The sequence below is a fragment of the Streptomyces sp. NPDC050423 genome (assembly GCF_040655445.1).
Lineage (GTDB): Bacteria > Actinomycetota > Actinomycetes > Streptomycetales > Streptomycetaceae > Streptomyces.
Genome location: NZ_JBFAJY010000031.1, coordinates 16664 through 33436 on the forward strand (window position 1 = coordinate 16664; position 16773 = coordinate 33436).

The 16773-nt window shown below is 71.0% G+C and carries 12 protein-coding genes; 6 read left to right on the forward strand and 6 right to left on the reverse strand.

Translation table 11 applies throughout. The annotated features are described in order from the left end of the window. Positions 1 to 32: 32 nt before the first annotated feature. The 4 genes from AB0I52_RS22405 to AB0I52_RS22420 form a co-directional block, all read right to left on the reverse strand. On the reverse strand, positions 33 to 2474 hold the full coding sequence (locus AB0I52_RS22405) for a polysaccharide lyase 8 family protein (protein ID WP_363075176.1): 2442 nt from the start codon (positions 2472 to 2474) through the stop codon (positions 33 to 35). Positions 2475 to 2533: 59 nt separating this feature from the next. Then, the gene (locus AB0I52_RS22410) at positions 2534 to 3898 is read right to left on the reverse strand and encodes a M60 family metallopeptidase (protein WP_363075178.1); all 1365 of its coding nucleotides are present in this window, start codon (positions 3896 to 3898) and stop codon (positions 2534 to 2536) included. A 178-nt stretch (positions 3899 to 4076) separates the two neighbouring features. Further along, positions 4077 to 5171, reverse strand: a complete 1095-nt coding sequence (locus AB0I52_RS22415) for a LacI family DNA-binding transcriptional regulator (protein WP_363075180.1) — start codon at positions 5169 to 5171, stop codon at positions 4077 to 4079. Between the two features lie 62 nt (positions 5172 to 5233). Next, a complete protein-coding gene (locus AB0I52_RS22420) occupies positions 5234 to 6220 on the reverse strand; it encodes a hydroxyacid dehydrogenase (protein WP_363075182.1) in 987 nt (328 codons plus the stop codon). 340 nt (positions 6221 to 6560) lie between these two features. Between AB0I52_RS22420 and AB0I52_RS22425 the strand changes: the two genes are divergently transcribed. The 5 genes from AB0I52_RS22425 to AB0I52_RS22445 all read left to right on the forward strand — a co-directional run bounded on the left by AB0I52_RS22425 (position 6561) and on the right by AB0I52_RS22445 (position 13916). Continuing rightward, positions 6561 to 7574 carry an ABC transporter permease subunit gene (locus AB0I52_RS22425; protein WP_362952738.1) on the forward strand — a complete coding sequence of 338 codons (1014 nt, stop codon included), beginning with the start codon at positions 6561 to 6563 and terminating at the stop codon, positions 7572 to 7574. An 82-nt stretch (positions 7575 to 7656) separates the two neighbouring features. Further along, on the forward strand, positions 7657 to 8517 hold the full coding sequence (locus tag AB0I52_RS22430) for a carbohydrate ABC transporter permease (RefSeq protein ID WP_363075303.1): 861 nt from the start codon (positions 7657 to 7659) through the stop codon (positions 8515 to 8517). Positions 8518 to 8569: 52 nt separating this feature from the next. Further along, positions 8570 to 10243, forward strand: coding sequence for an extracellular solute-binding protein (locus tag AB0I52_RS22435; protein ID WP_363075184.1), 1674 nt, complete (start codon positions 8570 to 8572; stop codon positions 10241 to 10243). Further along, the gene (locus AB0I52_RS22440) at positions 10240 to 11706 is read left to right on the forward strand and encodes a M1 family metallopeptidase (protein ID WP_363075186.1); all 1467 of its coding nucleotides are present in this window, start codon (positions 10240 to 10242) and stop codon (positions 11704 to 11706) included. Before AB0I52_RS22435 ends, AB0I52_RS22440 begins: the two co-directional genes overlap by 4 nt. Then, complete coding sequence (locus tag AB0I52_RS22445) at positions 11703 to 13916, forward strand: right-handed parallel beta-helix repeat-containing protein (RefSeq protein ID WP_363075188.1); 2214 nt, start codon at positions 11703 to 11705, stop codon at positions 13914 to 13916. Before AB0I52_RS22440 ends, AB0I52_RS22445 begins: the two co-directional genes overlap by 4 nt. Before the next feature lie 128 nt (positions 13917 to 14044). Here the strand turns inward: AB0I52_RS22445 and AB0I52_RS22450 are convergent, their stop codons facing one another. Continuing rightward, positions 14045 to 14770, reverse strand: a complete 726-nt coding sequence (locus AB0I52_RS22450; protein ID WP_363075190.1) for a TetR/AcrR family transcriptional regulator — start codon at positions 14768 to 14770, stop codon at positions 14045 to 14047. A 209-nt stretch (positions 14771 to 14979) separates the two neighbouring features. On the opposite strand from AB0I52_RS22450, the gene AB0I52_RS22455 reads away from it, so the two are divergent. After that, positions 14980 to 15933 (forward strand): NAD-dependent epimerase/dehydratase family protein, encoded by a 954-nt coding sequence (locus AB0I52_RS22455; protein ID WP_363075192.1) that lies wholly within the window; start codon positions 14980 to 14982, stop codon positions 15931 to 15933. 19 nt (positions 15934 to 15952) lie between these two features. Here the strand turns inward: AB0I52_RS22455 and AB0I52_RS22460 are convergent, their stop codons facing one another. Further along, complete coding sequence (locus tag AB0I52_RS22460; RefSeq protein ID WP_363075305.1) at positions 15953 to 16735, reverse strand: carbohydrate-binding protein; 783 nt, start codon at positions 16733 to 16735, stop codon at positions 15953 to 15955. Between the last annotated feature and the right edge of the window lie 38 nt (positions 16736 to 16773).

Consider the following 16773-nt stretch of genomic DNA (forward strand, 5'->3'; position numbering starts at 1 on the left):
CTGCTCCTCGGGATGGGTGTTCAGAGGGTGGGTTACTGGACGAGTTCGGCGTGGTGGGTGTGGCCGCGGGAGCCGCCGGTCTCGACGGTGAGGACGGTCCCGCGTCCGGGAACGACGCTCACGGTGGCATCGGACTGCGCCACCGACCGCACACGGAAGGGGAGTTCGACCGTGAGGGAGGTCTGTGTCCGGCCCGGGTCGGCGACCGCGACGGACACCCGCGCGCCCCTTCGCCGCACGAGCACCGACGCCGGGCCGGACGAGGTGATCCCGGCCGCGGACCCGGCGCCCCAGAAGTGCACGGCGGTCAGTCCGGCCCGGCGGTCCTCCACCGCTTGCGTGACCGCGTCGTTGGCGACGATCCGGACCGGCCGGGAGTGCGACCAGACCGCCGTGGCGGCGGCCGGGACACCGGGCAGCAGCACATAGGCGTAGCCGTCGTCGGTGGGCGAGATCCCGTGGTCCAGCCCGAGTGTGAGGTAGCGGCGGGTGACGGGATCGGCGCTGCCACCCGTGTCCGCTCCCGTGTCGATGTCCCGCCAGGTGCCGGTGCGCTCCTCGCGCAGGGCGTGCAGCGCGGCGCCCTCGGGGAAGACATAGCCGCCGACCCCGTCGAGATGCGCCCACCGGGCCCGGCCGAACTCGGCGGACCGGCCCTGCTCCACGGGCTGCGGGACACCGTCGACCACCAGCCGGTTGCGGCCCCGCGCGCCGAGGTTGCGGTTCTCGACGATCGTCTCGACCGCCCGGCCGTCGCTCGCGGTGATGCCCGCGCCGAGTGCGACCACCGCGTTGTCCAGCAGGAACCAGGCCTTCCTGGTCCGAAGCGTGCTGCCCGGGGCGCCGATCACCTCCATCGCGGCCACCGTGTACCGGCTGTCCAGGTCGGCCCCGCCCGCGACGGTATTCGTCGGCCGGTAGGTGGACGTACCGGCGCCGGTACCGAGATTCTCGCGCCGGCGGGTGTCGACCGTGGTGCCGGGGAGCCGGTACGGATCGACGGTCGGCCAGAAGCCGTCGTTGTACTGCCCGAGGTCGTCGCCGTCGTACAGATAGGTCATGCCGTCGCCGGTGTACCAGCCGTGCAGGTTCTCGCCGTTGCCCGCCTCGTACGCGGAGATCCGCTTCGACGACAGCGACAGTGCGCAGGCCCAGCCGGGGCGGCGGTGCACCACGCGGTCCATGTCGGCGAGGACGAAACTGCCCGTCGTGCGTGCCCCGGCGTGGATGTCCCGGTCGTCGAGCACGGCCCTGGCCAGGGCCAGTTGGGGCAGTGTGGCGAGATCGGCGAACGGGGTGGTGCGGTTGCGGGTCAGCCAGCCCTTGGCCAGTGCCCGCCAGCGGTCCGCGTAGGAGGCGGGTGCTCCGGACGCGAGCAGCAGGATCGCCGCGACGGCCGCGGCGCCGTCCCGGTGGTCACCCGCGCGCTCCCGTGAGACGGCCCGCCCGCGCACCGCGTCCATCATCAGCCCGTCGAAGACCACCGGTGCGAAGCTCCGCTCCACGGCCTCGTACATCACCGATACCTTCGGGTCGGCGACGGCCCACGGCGAATCCGCCAGGAGCGAGATCAGCCAGGCCGCGCCGCCGAGCAGCACGGTGCCGTACGAGCCGGTGTAGGCGACCACGTCGTGCTGGACGAACGAGCCGTCCTCGTAGAACCCGTCACCCGAACTCGTGTACCGGAAAAGGCTGTTGCGGCCCGAGTCGCGCACGTCGGAGAGCGCGTCACGGGCGGACGCCACCTTGTCCCCGTCCTTGCCGAGCAGTCCGCGCAGCGCCACGATCACGGCCTTGTCGGTGCGGTTGGCACCTGTCTCGGACAGCGTGGGGGAGTCGGTCCGGCGGTCCGCGTCGGGGCAGAACCGGTCGACGACGCTCAGATAGTCCGTGAGATCACCGGTGGACAGCAGCCCGCGCAGCAGGACGCAGCAGTCCATCAGCGCACGGGGAGCGCCGATCTCCCAGAACCACCAGTTGCCGCTCTCGCCCGCCTGCGGATGGTAGGCGGTGTCGAAGGTGAAGCGCAGCGCGCCGAGCAGGGCGTCCGCGGTCTCGCTGTCACCCGCCGGTGCGGCGCCGGGCGTGGCCCACGCGGTGGCGAGGGTGCGCAGCCGGGTGTAGGTCTGCCCGAAGTTGCCCGGATCGGTGACGGGCGAGAGGTCGGCCCACAGCGCGGTGCGTCCGGTGCTGCGGTCCAGGGTGTCCCACAGCTCCCGCGCCTCGCTCTTCAGGGCCGCGAGGGCGGCGGCGAGGCCGGGGTCGGACGGGTCGAACCGGCCTCCGGTGATCAGGGTCTCCGCCCGCAGGAGAAGCCCGTCGAAGTCCTGGTCCGCATCCGGTGCGCTGTCCGGTGCCGTGCCTGCCGCCGGCTCCGCGGCCGCTGCCTGTGCGGCGCCCGCCGCGGGGGCGAGTGCCGCTCCGACGGCCGTGGCGCCACTCGTGGCGAGAAGGGTCCTTCTGCTCAGTCGCACGATGACTCCCTGTCCTGTGCGTGCTCTGCTTTCACTGTGTCCGCTGCGTTTCGCTGCGTTCAGTCGGAGAGCGTGCTCGGGTCGACGGGCGGCTGGGGCAGGTGCAGGGCGGCGAGTTCGGCCCGCCCGGCGGCGTCGATCGGGAAGGCCCAGGTGTTGACGAAGAAGTCCGTGAGGTCGTGGCCCGCGACGCGGCTGGAGTAGGTGGCCAGTGCCCGGTAGCGTTTGTCGTTCTCCGTGGAGTCGGACTGCGGGTTCTCCTCGCGCACCAGCTTGTGCAGGCGGGGCCAGAAGTCGTCCCCGAAGGCCAGCTCCAGCTGACGCAGCGGCACGAGCTTCTCGTACGCGCCGAAGGACTTCTCGTACGTCAGCCCGGTCGTGCCGAACTTGGCCCGTGAGGTCTGGAAGGCGGTGAGGCCGGTCGCCGGATCGACCGTGAGCAGGTTGGACGGCTGCTCAAGGGTGCGCTGCGCCGCCAGCGAGTAGATGTTCACCGTGACCTCGGTCAGACCGCCCGGCTTGTAGGCCATCTGCTGATGCAGGTGACCGAGTTCGTGGTAGAGCCCCCAGCCGCGGGTCCGCAGCCCCTCGACGGTCGTGGCCCGGTCGAGGTAGGCGCGTGGGAAGCCGTTGTAGCCGTGCGTGGCGTACGCGCCGACCCCGGTCGGCACCTTGCTGACCTCGGTGAAGTGGTACGGCCCCGCCTTGCGCCGGTGCACCGGCCGGGAGCCGTCCAGCCCGCTGATCCGGGCGTGCGAGTCGATGATCGTGCCGACCAGCCGGAGCAGAGCGGCGTGGTCCTCGCCCCGGTACTGGAGCGCGCCGTCACGGGTCAGCGTCATGATCGTGTCCGGGCCGTGGAGTTCGACCCAGGGCGATGCGGTCAGCGTGTCGAGCTGCCGCTGGAAGTCGGCCTCGGCGGTGCGGCCCAGCGTGAAGACCGGCATGGGGACGGCCCCGGAGCGGATGAGCACCTGCGCCCGCTCGCCGTGCCCGGCGAGCGTCAGGTAGACCGGGCCGCCGTGCGGGTCGGTCACCGTGTTGGCGCCGGCGGTCAGCGGGTAGGAGCGCGGTTCGGTGATCTCGCCGTAGTAGTCCCAGGCGCCGATCCAGAGCGTGGGCAGCAGGCCGTCGTGGGGCCTGACGGTCAGCGAGAGGGGGGCGCCGGCGGGAACGTGGAGGCCGGTCGGCTGGAACTCCGAGCCGCGCAGGGCCTGTGCGAGCCGCAGCCGCTCGGCCTCGGCGGCGGGACGGGCGGTGAGGGTCAGGGCGACCGGGCGGGCGAGCGGCCGGCCGGGGGCGGCCTGCGCCGAGGGGACGGGTCCGCCGAGCGCGGCCACCGCCCCGGCGCCGGCCGCGGCGGCGAGGACGGAGCGGCGGCCGACCGGGGTGGAGGACATGGCGGAGGGGCTGTGCTGACGCATGCGGAACTCTCCCTGCAGAAACGAACGAGGGGCGGAAGCGTGCGGAACGGGGTGAGGCGTGCCGTCAGCATGTAAGCGGTTGCTGTCGAGCCGCAAGAGGAGTCGGGAAGTTACTGTGATTTTCTATGGCCAACTGCGGATTTCTAAGGCCAACTGCGGACAGGCGGGAAGTAACCGGTCACTTGCGCGACGGTCGGCCGGCCCGGGGCCCGACGGAATCGCGTACCACGATGTGGGTGCCGAGCCGCAGCGCACCCGTGGTCGGCTCCCGCCAGTCGTCCTCGTCGCCGCCGGAGACGGCCAGCCGCACCGCCTGGCGCCCCATCTCCTCCAGTGGCACATGGACCGTGGTCAGCCGGGGACGCAGCTCCTGGGCGACCGGGATGTCGTCGTACCCCACCAGTGAGACGTCCTTCGGCACCCGCAGCCCGGCCTCCTCCAGCGCCTGCGCCGCACCGGCGGCGACCACGTCGTTGGCCCCGAAGACGGCGGTGAACTCCAGTCCGTCCCGGATCAGTTCGCTCATCCGCCGGTAGCCGAAGTTACGGCTGAAGGCGCCCGGCTGCACCAGTTCGGGATCTGCGGGCAGTCCGCGCAGCTCCAGGGCCCGCCGGTGCCCGGCCAGCCGGTCGCGGGTGGTGGAGAGCTTGGGCGGGCCGCCGAGGTAGAGGATGCGTTCGTGGCCCTGCATCAGCAGGTGGTCGGTGATGGCGAAGGCGCCGCCCTCGTTGTCGTACTCGACCGCCACGGTCGGGGCCGCCTCGCCCAGCGGCGGCCTGCCGCACAGCACCAGCTTGGAGCCGCCCGCGTCCAGCTCACGTGCCCGGCGGGCCAGTTCGGAGGTGTAGCCGCGGTCGGCGATGGAGCCGCCGACCACCACCACCGCGTCGGCCCTGCGCTCGTGCATCAGGTCGATGAAGGCCAGCTCGCGCTGAGGGTCGCCCTGGGTGCAGCACACCAGGCAGAGCCGTCCGCCGAGCGCGGCCTCGCGCTCCACACCCCGCGCGATATAGGCGTAGAAGGGGTCGATGACCTCGTTGACGATGATGCCGACGGTGCGGTTGGAGACCCCGGCCAGCGCGCGGGCGTGCGCGTTGACCACGTAGCCCAGCTCGCGCATGGCCGACTCGACGCGTTCCCTGGTCGCTTCTGCGACGGGGTAGTTGCGGTTCAGTACGCGGGAGACGGTGGCCGTCGAGACGCTTGCGCGCCGCGCGACATCGGTGACCGTCGCCCGTCGCTGTCCGTCCGCGGCCGTGCTCTGCCGGCCCATCCGGCTCACCCCCTGGTGGCTGTTGTGTGACGCTGAGCCTAGAGCCTGTGGCGGGACCTGGTTCATGCGATTCTCCCCAGGTCGGCCCGGTGCACCGGGTGGCCGAAGGGCTCGCCCCGCGCGTACCGGGCCAGCTCGTCGACGGCGAGCTCGCCCAGCCGGCCCACCTCGTTGCCCTGGGCGCCCGCGAGATGCGGGGTCAGGAAGACGTTGGGCAGGTCCCACAGCGGGTGGCCGGCCGGCAGCGGCTCGGGCGAGGTCACGTCCAGGACCGCGTCGAGCCGCCCGCTGACCAGGTGGGCGGTCAGCGCCTCGGTGTCCACCAGCGGACCGCGGGCCGTGTTGACGACAAGGGTGCCGGGGCGCATCAGGCCGATCCGGCGGGCGTCGATGATCCCCCGGGTCTCGGGTGTGTCCGGGGCGTGCACGGTCACCACGTCGCTGGTCGCCACGAGCGTGTCCAGATCGGCCGGGGTGACGCCCATGAGCTCCGCCTCGGCCGCGCCCACGTACGGGTCGTACAGCAGCACCTCCACGTCCAGGACCCGCAGCAGCTCGATGACCCGGCGGCCGATACGGGAGGCGCCGACGACGCCGACGGTCAGCCCGTGCGTGCCGAGCCAGTGCTGCCGGTCGAGGTCGGCGCCGGTGCGGTGGGTGCGACGGGCGCGGTAGAGCCCCGCCAGCGGGAACACCCGCTTCGCGCCCATGATGATCGCGGCCAGGGTGAACTCCGCCACCGGTACGGCGTTGGCGGAGGCAGCCGAGGAGACGGTGATCCCGCGGTCGAAGGCGTCCGGGGACAGAAACGTCTTCACCGTGCCGGCCGCGTGGATCACGGCCCGCAGCCCGGGTGCCCTGTCGAGCAGTGCGGCGTCCACGGGCGGGCAGCCCCAGCCGGTGAGCAGTACCTCGGCGCCGGACAGTGCCGCGGTGGCGGCGGGGGAGTCGAACTCGCTGATCACGGACGGGTCGAGGAGGTCCGCCGTCTCCTCCAGCCGGGACCGGACGGGAGGCGGGAAGACCTCGTCCAGCAGTCCGGGGCTCATGACCAGAACCGTGCGCGGCCGCCTCCCGGGCGGGGTCGCGGCATCGGTACCGGATCGAGCCGGTGCCTCTTCGGTGGTTCGCACCCTGCCTCCGGACAGTAATCGCGTTCTATGGAATGACCGGCACGCTAGGGAGCGTGATGGCCGACCGTCAAGCTCTCTCCACATGCAACTATCCATCTCTGTCCATGTATCAGGCGATTTTCTGGCCTGGATTTCCTTCGAAGAGCACTGCGAAACAAAGACGTTCGCCTGAATCTCTTGACGCTTGGGTTAACCGCTTACTAACTTGCGGCCGCAGAAGGCTCACTACGCGCCACCCGGCCGGACAGGACGCACCATGGCTGACACAGCACCCCCGTTGCCGCGGGAAAAGCGGCGGCAGCGGGCCGATGAACCCGCCCCGCCCGATGCCCGTGCCGCTGCCGCGCCACACCGGCTGACGCTCGGGCAGCGGATCAAGCGCGACCGGGTGATGCTGCTGCTCACGCTGCCCGGCCTGCTCTACTTCGTCGTCTTCCACTACGTGCCGCTGCTCGGGTACGTGGTGGCGTTCCAGGACTATCAGCCGTACCTCGGATACATGCACAGCGTCTGGGTCGGCTTCGCCAACTTCTCCGCGGCGTTCGGCGAACCGGCCTTCTGGAGCGCGACGTTCAACACCCTGGAGATCGCCCTCGTCCAGCTGGTGTTCTTCTTCCCGATCCCGGTCGCCCTCGCCCTGCTCCTCAACAGCATCGCGAGCGACCGCATCAGGCGCTTCGTGCAGAGCGTCGTCTATCTTCCGCACTTCATCGGCTGGGTCATCATCGTCTCGATCTTCCAGCAGATCCTGGGCGGCGCCGGACTGCTGCCCGATGTCCTGGGAGGCCTGGGGCTGCCGCGCTACGACATGATGAGCGACCCCGACGCCTTCCCCTGGCTGCTGACCCTCCAGGTGGCCTGGAAGGACGCCGGCTGGGGCACGATCATCATCCTGGCCGCGCTCCTGAACATCGACCGGCAACAGTACGAGGCCGCCGCGATCGACGGCGCGGGACCCAGGCGCCGGCTCTGGCACGTGACCCTGCCGGGCATCGCCCCCGTACTCATCCTGCTGCTGATCCTCAACCTCGGGCAGATCCTCTCCGTCGGCTTCGAGCAGATCCTGCTCCAGCGCGACGCGGTCGGCCCGGACGCCGGTGAGGTCCTCGACACCTACGTCTACTACCACGGCATCAAGGACAACGACTGGGGCGTCGCCGCCGCCGTCGGACTCGTCAAGGCCGTCATCGGCACCGTACTCGTGCTGGGCGCGAACAAGCTCGCCCACCGGCTCGGCCACGAAGGGGTGTACCGCGGTGCTGACCGCTGAGAAGACTCGCGCCACGTCCGCGACCACCGCGACCGCGCCCCGGCCCGCGCGCAGGAGCAGGACCGACGGCAGACCGCCGTGGATGGAGCGCCCGACCCGCATGGGGCAGACCGCCAAGGCGGTGGCCGTCGTCGTGGTCGTCCTCGCGGTGGCCTATCCGCTGGTCGGCGTCATCGGCACGAGCTTCGCCTCGCAGACCGACATCATCAAGGTCTCCGGCCTCGTCCTGTGGCCCGACCACCCCAACCTGGACGCCTACCGCACGATCTTCACCGGCGGCGTCGTTACCCGGGCACTGATCGTCTCCGTCGGCATCACCGTCCTCGGCACCCTCGCCAGCCTGCTCGTCACCGTGGGCATGGCGTACGGACTCTCCCGCCGCGAGGTGACCGGCTCCCGCGTCATCCTGATGATCGCCCTGTTCACCATGCTGTTCAACGCGGGCATCATCCCGAACTTCCTGCTGGTCAAGGGGCTCGGCCTGTACGACACCTACGCGGCGCTCGTCATGCCCACCCTGGTCAGCGCCTTCAACCTGGTCGTCCTGCGGTCCTTCTTCATGAACCTGCCGGACGAGCTCTACGACGCGGCGAAGGTCGACGGCGCCGGCGACTTCCGCATCCTGCTGCGGATCGTCCTGCCGCTGTCCAAGGCCGTCCTCGCCGTGATCAGCCTCTTCTACGCGGTGACGTACTGGAACGCCTTCTTCAACTCGCTCCTGTACCTCAACGACTCCGACAAATGGCCGCTGCCCATGGTGCTGCGGACTTACGTCCTCCAGGGCCAGAGCCTGAACTCCGCCTCGGCCGGCGAGGTACTCGCCCCACAGCAGGCCGTTCAGATGGCGGTCCTGGTGATCGCCGTCGTACCGATCCTCTGCGTCTATCCGTTCCTCCAGCGCTACTTCACCAAGGGCGTGCTCACCGGCGCCGTCAAGGGCTGAGCGCAACCACCGCCCCCCACTCCTCCCTTCCCCCTCTCCCAAGGAGACTCAGGTGCCGAGCTCAACCCCCGTCAACCGCAGAGCGCTCTTCCGCATGGGTGCGGGCATCGGTCTGGGACTGGCCGCCGCCCCGCTGCTCGCCGCCTGCGGCGACGGCGGCACGACCGCCAAGGCCGAGGCCAAGAGCGCCTCGCTGCTTCCGGACACCGCGATCCGCAACATCGGCCTCAAGCCCGATCTCGCCGGTACCGCGGCCGGCGTTCCGCAGGGCTTCTTCAGCTATCCGGCCAAGCCGCTGAGGGCCACCAGGGGCACACCGCTCAAGGGCGCCGAGCCGGTCAGCGCGACGATGGAGACCTTCTCGCCGCCGCCACCCTCGCGCGGCGGGAACGCCGCCTGGCAGGCGATCGAGAAGCTGCTCGGCGGCCGGGTCGACATCACCGCCGTCCCGGCGGACGACTACGGCACCAAGTTCTCCACCATGATCGCCAGCGACAGCCTGCCGGACCTCTTCATGTACCCCGAGGTCGGCGGCGTCGACAACAAAGCGGCCTTCCTGCGGGCCAAGTGCGCCGACCTGACCCCGTACCTCGCCGGCGACAAGGTCAAGGACTACCCCAACCTGGCCGCGATACCGCAGGGCGCCTGGCAGTCCGCCATCTTCGGCGGAAGGCTCTACGGCATCCCGATCGCGCGCACCGGCACCGGTGGTGCGGGCTTCTACCGGCACGACCTGTTCGAGGAGATCGGCATCACGAGCCTCGACCAGATCACCGGCCTCGACCGGTTCGTCGAGGCGTGCAAGGAGCTGACCCGCCCCAAGAAGGACCAGTACGCGATCATCGCGGGCGCCACCAACGTCCTCGCCATGTCGGCCGGTGCGCCGTACGCCTGGCGGATGGATCCCAGGACCGGCAAGTTCACCACCGACCTGGAGACACCGGAGTTCCGCCGGGCGGTGGAGACCGCCCGGTCGCTGTACAAGGCGGGCTGCTACTACCCGGGCACCCTCCAGATGTCCGGGGCGCAGAAGGCGCAGTACACCGACATGTTCAAGAACGGCAAGGGCGCCTACGTTTACGACGGCATGCCCACCTATCTGGCGCCCGGGGTCGGCTACATCGCCGCGATGAAGGCGATCGACAAGAAGTACGACCCCAGGCCCTTCGTGCCGTTCGGCTCCGCGCCCGTCGCCTGGATGGACAACGTCAAGCTGGAGAACACCTATGTGAAGAGCGGGTCCGAGGAGCGGGTGCGGCAGATCCTGGCGCTGGCCGACTTCGCCGCGTCACCGTTCGGCAGCGAGGAATACACGCTCATCAACTACGGCGTCGAGGGCAAGGACTTCACCCGCGACGCGAAGGGCAACCCGGCGCTCACCAAGCAGGGCACCCAGGACGTCACCGTGCCCTGGAAGTTCATCTCCTCCGCCGTCCCGGCCGTCTTCAGTGCCGACTCGGAGCAGGGCGTCCGCCATGTGCACGAGGCGTTCACCAGGATGATCCCGATCATGGAGCAGGACCCGACGCTCCAGTACTCCTCACCCACCTGGGACTCCAAGGGCTACGGCAGCCTCTACACGTTCAAGCTGGACGCCCTCAAGGACATCATCGCCGGCCGCAAGCCCATGTCGGCCTACGACCGGCTGGTCAAGGACTACCTGGCCAAGGGTGCCGAGCAGGCCCGCGGCGAATTCGAGGAAGCGGCCCAGAAGGGGAAGAAGTGACGACACGACGCACGGCTCTCGGACTCGGCGGGGCGGCGGTCGCCGCAGCCGTCGCCATACCGGCCCTCGGCCGGACCGCCGCCGCGCAGCCGCACCGCTTCGACCCGAAGCCCGGTTCGAACGGCGTTGGCGACCCGCTCTTCCCGACGCTCGGCAACGGCGGCTACCAGGTCCTCCACTACGACCTGACCTTCGACTTCACCCCGGTGACATACGACTTCACCGCGAGGGTGAAGATCAACGCCAGGGCCACCCAGGACCTCTCCGCGTTCAACCTGGACACCGACGGCCACACCATCGACGCGGTCACCGTCTCCGGCCGCCCGGCCGTCTGGGCGCTCACCCCCGGCCAGAGCGGCCAGGAGTTCACGATCACCCCGGCCCGGCCGCTCCACGACGGACAGGGATTCACCGTCGAGGTCCGCTACCGGGGCAACGGCAGGGCGCCCCGACTCGGCCTCACCGGCTGGAACTTCGGCACCGACGGCGGGTTCGCCTCGGCCGCCCAGTCCTCGCGCGCCGACACCTTCCTGCCGTGCAACGACACGCCGTCCGACAAGGCGACCTGGACCTTCCACATCAGCGCCCCCAAGGGCTTCGTCGCCACCGCCAACGGTGAACTCACCCACAGGTCCCGGCGTTCCGACGGCTCCACGGTCTGGCACTTCGCGCTGCGCGAGCGGATGGCGACCGAACTCATCGGCATCGCCGTCGTCAAGGGCACGTACCTGTACGGCACCAGCCGCCGAGGCCTGCCCCTGCGGCACATCGTCCCCCAGGGCCAGGAGGAGAAGTACGGCCCGGTCGTGGCCCGCACCCCGGACCATCTGGACTGGCTGGAGGCGAAGTTCGGCCGCTACCCGTTCTCCGTCTACGGCGTCCACATCTACGACGGCTACACCGACGCCCTGGAGAACCAGACCCTGTCGCTGTTCTCCACCAACTGGTTCAAGCCCGACGCCAACGGCCGGCCCGGCTACGAGACCACCATGGTGCACGAGCTCGTCCACCAGTGGTTCGGCGACTCCGTCACCCCGCACGACTGGCAGCAGGCCTGGCTGAACGAGGGCCCCGCCGTGTACTACGCCGGTCTGTACGGCGAGGAGCGCGGCTGGTCCGTCCTCGAGGACAAGATGCGGGCGACGTACGAGAAGCTCGACGCGGTCCGCGCGGCCGACGGCCCGCCCGGACTGCCGAAGGCGCTCGGCGGCACCAACATCTACGACGGCGGCGCGCTCGTGCTCTACGCCCTGAGTCTGCGCGCCGGGCAGCGGAAGTTCGACAAGGTCATGCGCGAGTGGGTCCGGCGTTTCAAGGACTCCACGTACACCAGCGAACAGTTCATCCGGCACACCGTCGACGTCACCGGCGACCGGACCCTCGACCCGTTCCTGCGCGACTGGCTCTTCGGGGCCGTCAACCCGCCGATGCCCGGCCACCCCGACTGGAAGGCCACTGCGTGAACCTCCCCATGAACGCAGTACGGGCAACCGCCGCTGTCGCCACCACCGCGTTCCTGACCGCGCTCCTCGCCGCCCCCGGCGCCCAAGCGACCCCCGGCGCACGCTCGTTGTACGTCTCTCCGGACGGCCGGGGCTCCTCCTGCACCGCCGCCCGGCCCTGCGCCCCGGAAGCCGCCCGGGGCCTGGCCCGCACCGAGACCGGGCGCGACGTCCGCGTACTCCTCAAGGACGGTACGTACAACCGCGACGAGCCGCTGAGGCTGGGCGCCGCCGACTCGGGGAAGAACGGCCACACCATCACCTGGACCGCCGCCCCGGGCGCCCACCCCGTCCTCTCCGGCGGACAGGACATCACCGGCTGGCACCGTGAGGACGACGGCACCTGGACCGCCCACGTCCCCGCCGGCGTCACCCCGCGCCAGCTCTTCGTCGACGGCAGCCGCGCCACCCGCGCCCGCGGCGAGGCCTGCGCGGCGAGCACCTGCGACGCCACCGCGACCGGCATGACCGGCGCCACCGCGACCGGAATCGACCGGTGGCAGCGCCCCACCGACGCCGAAGCCGTCATCCGGGTCCGCTGGCGCGACTACCACTGCCGGATCGCGGGCGTCAGCGGCGACACCATGACGTTCGTCCAGCCCTGCTGGACCAACTCCGCGAGCGGCACCGACCGCACCGGACCCGCCTGGGACTCCACCGCGGTCGACTCCACCCGCTACAGCGGCGTCGCCTTCTTCGAGAACGCCACCGAACTCCTGGACCAGCCGGGAGAGTTCGTATGGGAGTCGAAGAGCCGCACCGTCACCTACCTGCCGCGCAAGGGCGAGAACATGCGCCGCGCGCGGACCGTCACCCCGCACACCGAACAACTCCTCGTCGTCGACGGCGCCCACGACGTCACCGTCAGCGGGATCGGCTTCGCGTACGCGGCGTACCGGCAGCCCGGCACCGATGAGGGCTACGCGGGCATGCAGGCCGGTCTCACCCTGACCGGAGCCACCGGCCCCGTCGACCATGCCGGCCGCTACTACACGAAGCCGTCCGCCGCGGTCACCGTCCGCGGCGGACGGCGGGTCTCCATCGAGAGCAGCCGGTTCAGCCACCTCGGCGGGGCCGGTGCGATCCTGGAGGCCGGTACCAAGGACAGTTCCCTGACCCGGTCGTCCTTCACCGACCTGTCCTCGGGCGCCGTGTACGTCGGCGACACCGAACCGATGCCGGACGCGTCGCTCGCGGGGGAGCGGAACACCGTCGCGTACAACACCATCACCCGCTCCGGCGTCGAGTACACCGACTCGGTGGGCATCTGGGCCGGATACGAGGCCGGGCTGACCGTCGACCACAACAGCCTGGACCACCTCCCGTACTCCGCGATCTCGGTCGGCTGGGGCTGGAACCAGCCCGAGGCCCGGAAGTCCGTGCTGCGCGACAACAAGGTGACGGACAACCGCATCACCGACGTCATGGAGGTCGCACAGCAGCAGCACGACGGCGGCGCGATCTACACCCAGGGCGCGCAGCCCGGCACGGTCCTCAGCGGCAACTACATCAACCGCTCCGCGTACGGCAACACCGAACGCGACGGCAACGGCATCTACCTCGACGAGCAGTCCTCGCACATCACCGTCGAGCGGAACGTCATCACCCGCATCGGCTACAAGTGGGTCTCGAACTGGGCGGACTACGGAATCCAGAACACCGCACACGGCAACTGGACCGACACCGCGGCCCCCGCGCTCGGCGGTTCCGGCTCGGTCATGACGGACAACCTCACCGGCCTTGACCGGTTGCCCGCCGAAGCCCTTGCCGTCGCCGCACGGGCGGGCGCCCGGGGCGGCCAGGTCGAGCAACTGCGCACCGACCTGGCCCGCACCGGCACCGCCACCCAGTCCTCGACCGAGGGAACGGCGACGGCGGCACTCGCCCTGGACGCCGACACCAACACGGACACCCGCACGCTCTCCGAGGCGGGTGCCTGGTGGCAGGTGGACCTCGGCGCCGTCCGGCACGTCCGGCAGATCGAGGTCTGGAACGACGCCTCCTCCACCACGGCCGGCTTCGACGTCGTCACGGACGACGGGACGGTGCACGTCAGCGGGAAGGCGCTGCGTCCCACGCTGGTGAACCTGGACAGCCACACCCGTACGGTGAAGATCGTGACCTCCGGAACGGGCCGGGTGGCACTCTCCCAGGTCCTCGTCCACCCCTGACACACCGCACACGCCACACCCGCACGCGCGACACACGGATCGCCGGACCGGCCCCCGGGCCCGTCCGGCGATCCGCGTTGCCCGCGGGAACCTGCGCGGGCTCCCGCCGGCGGCCACTGGACAGGCGCTCACTCCAGCCCGAAGGCGTCCGCCAGCATGCCGATCTGCGCGTCCAGCAGGGTGTCCACGCTGTGCCCCATTCCGGCGAACTGCCCAGCCGTCTCCAGACCCACCGATCCGTGCAACTGCGCCCATGCGAGCAGCGCGCCCGCCAGCGCCCGTGCGGAGGCCGCGGTGTCGGCGGCGGTGTCCGCCGCGTACTCGGCAACCCAGCCGCCCACGGCCGGGTCCGAGCCCAGCCAGGCCGTCATCTGCTCCACCACCGGGGCCACCCCCGCTCCGGGCGCCCCGCCCGCGAACACCGGAAGGAACGGCCCGAGCACCGCGCGGGCCCGGTCCAGCGTGTCGGCGGGCGCGACATATCCGGGCACCGGAGAGCCCTGGATCAGGAGATAGCGGTGCGGTTCCCCGACCGCCCAGTCCCGGTACGCGGCGGCGAGGGAGCGCAGCCGCTCGCGCGGGCTCGCCGCAGCCGCCGATGACCGGGCCGCCGCCCCCCCGATGGCCGTCGCGGCATCGTCGTACGTGTCCCTGATCAGCGCGTTCAGCAGGTCATCGCGGCTGGCGAAGTAGCGGTAGAGCGCCGGCCCGGACAGCCCCATGTCCTTGGCGATCCGGGTGAGGGCGAGCGCTGCCACACCCCCGTCGGCCAGCTGTCGCAGGGCCGTCTCCTTGATCTCCGCCCGGGTCTGCTCCCGGTACCGGGCCCGTGGACCCGATTGCACCTCGGCCATTCCCGGCCCCTTTCGTTAGGCAAGATCACGTCAGTTACGGAGTCTAACGGTCGCGCTTGCGATGGCCAATCGCAAGAGTTACTGTCCATAACAGAAGTGACGATGTGTAGCGCCGGTCGCAGGGTCGGGCCGTGGCGCCAAGTCGTGACGTCAGGTCGTAGCGATCACTCCGAGTCGTTCCGAGTCACTCCGAATCACAGGGAGCACCCATGGCCGCAGCACGTGATCTTCAGACAGTTCTGGGCGCCGGTCCCGCCGGCACGGCACTCGCCGTCGCGCTCGCCCGGCGCGGCCACCCGGTCCGGCTCGTCGACCGGGCGGGCAGCGGACCGGCGCTCGAAGGCGTCGACCGGTTCGCCGCCGATGTCGCCACCGCGGGGGGCGCCCGTGCGGCGGTCGACGGCGCGGCCGTCGTGTACCACTGCGTGAACGTGGCCTACCACCTCCAGGTCGAGGTCATGCCGCGGATCCAGCAGGCCGTAGTGGCGGCGGCCGAGGCCGAGGGGGCTCGTCTCGTCGTGCTCGACACGCTCTATCCGTACGGCGAGACGCACGGCGCGGTCATGACCGAGGACACCCCGTGGAACGCGACCACCCGCAAGGGCCTGATGCGTGCCGAGCTCGACGCCCGCTACCTCGCCGCTCATGCCGAGGGCCGGCTGCGGGTCGTGCTGGGCCGGTCGGCCGACTTCGTGGGGCCCGGTGTCCTCAACTCCACGCTCGGCGGCGCGGTGTTCCCGGCCGCGCTGACCGGGGGAGAGGTCCCGGCGTTCGGTGACATCGACCTGCCGCACAGCTACACGTACATCGGTGATGTCGCGGCGGGCCTGGCGACACTGGGTGCGAACCCGGACGGTGACGGCCGGGTCTGGCACCTGCCCACGGCCCCGGCGCTCACCACCCGTCAGATCCTGGCCATGGTCGAGGAGCGCGTCGGCCGTCCGCTGTCCCTGACCGTCGTCGCGGAGCCGCGGCCGTTCGGACCGTTCGACGAGGTGTTCATGGCGGAGTACGCCGAGATGTTCTACCAGCACACGGAGGCGCAGACCGTCGACTCCTCCGCCATCGAGAAGGCGTTCGGCCTCGTGCCGAACCCGCTCTCCGCCACCGTCGACGCCACGCTGGCGTGGTACCGGGAACTGCTGGCCGCGCAGCCGCAGTGAGCGCGCGTCTGCCCTCAGGTCACCGATGCCGGTCCGGCGGCCCGGGAGCATCATCCGGTCGCCGCGGGCTGCCGCCGGCACCCGGGCCGTTGAAGCGGAGCCAGTCCAGCGCGAACAGGTCAGCCGTATCCGCACTCCACGCCGGATTGCTGAACACGGCGAAGAGGCGCACGCCGTGTCCCGGACCGGACAGCGCGGCCGTCGGTGACACGGGCCGGTCCCAGCCGCCGGTGAACGGGATGACGACCTCTCCGAGGAGCGGCCCGGCCGGGGAGCCGGACCGCAGTTCGAGGGTGCCGCCGATGCCGCCGGAGGCCGCGCGGACCGTCATCGAGGCGATGTTCTCCAGGGACACCGTACCGAGGCCGATCCAGTCGCCGTCCTCGATCTCCACGGCCCGCCGTCCGCCGGAGTCACCGGAGTGGCTTCCCGTCGCCGCGCCCCCATGCGTACCGCCGGTCGCCGTGAACCACTCCGCCTCGCAGAAGGCCGCTCGGAGCGTCACCGAGGCGGACCCGGTGAGCGCGGGCGCGCCCGGGGCCCCGTCGTCCTCGTACCGGGCGGAAAGGCCGAACGCGACACCGCCCGACACCGCGCGACCGGTCACCAGGGTGCCCGTGCAGCCGGAGCGGCCGCCGAGCCGGCGCAGTGCCGGGACGCGGCCGAGCGGTGACTCCACGACCACCCGCGAACAGTCGACGGACCCGCCCCGTCCGGCCTCCGCGTCCGCCACGCCCACGGTGAGCGAAAGCGTGTCCCCCATCCCGAACACGCTGTGGTCCAGGGGCTGTTCGATCGACACGACCGGCCTGCTGTTACCCACCACGATCCTGCGCACCG

Bases quoted from the DNA above. Each gene is read 5' to 3' on its own strand.
- AB0I52_RS22455 (WP_363075192.1), top strand. From the start codon at position 14,980: ATGGCCGCAGCACGTGATCTTCAGACAGTTCTGGGCGCCGGTCCCGCC.
- AB0I52_RS22425 (WP_362952738.1), top strand. From the start codon at position 6,561: ATGGCTGACACAGCACCCCCGTTGCCGCGGGAAAAGCGGCGGCAGCGG.
- AB0I52_RS22420 (WP_363075182.1), bottom strand. From the start codon at position 6,220: ATGAGCCCCGGACTGCTGGACGAGGTCTTCCCGCCTCCCGTCCGGTCC.
- AB0I52_RS22430 (WP_363075303.1), top strand. From the start codon at position 7,657: ATGGAGCGCCCGACCCGCATGGGGCAGACCGCCAAGGCGGTGGCCGTC.
- AB0I52_RS22410 (WP_363075178.1), bottom strand. From the start codon at position 3,898: ATGCGTCAGCACAGCCCCTCCGCCATGTCCTCCACCCCGGTCGGCCGC.
- AB0I52_RS22450 (WP_363075190.1), bottom strand. From the start codon at position 14,770: ATGGCCGAGGTGCAATCGGGTCCACGGGCCCGGTACCGGGAGCAGACC.
- AB0I52_RS22415 (WP_363075180.1), bottom strand. From the start codon at position 5,171: ATGGGCCGGCAGAGCACGGCCGCGGACGGACAGCGACGGGCGACGGTC.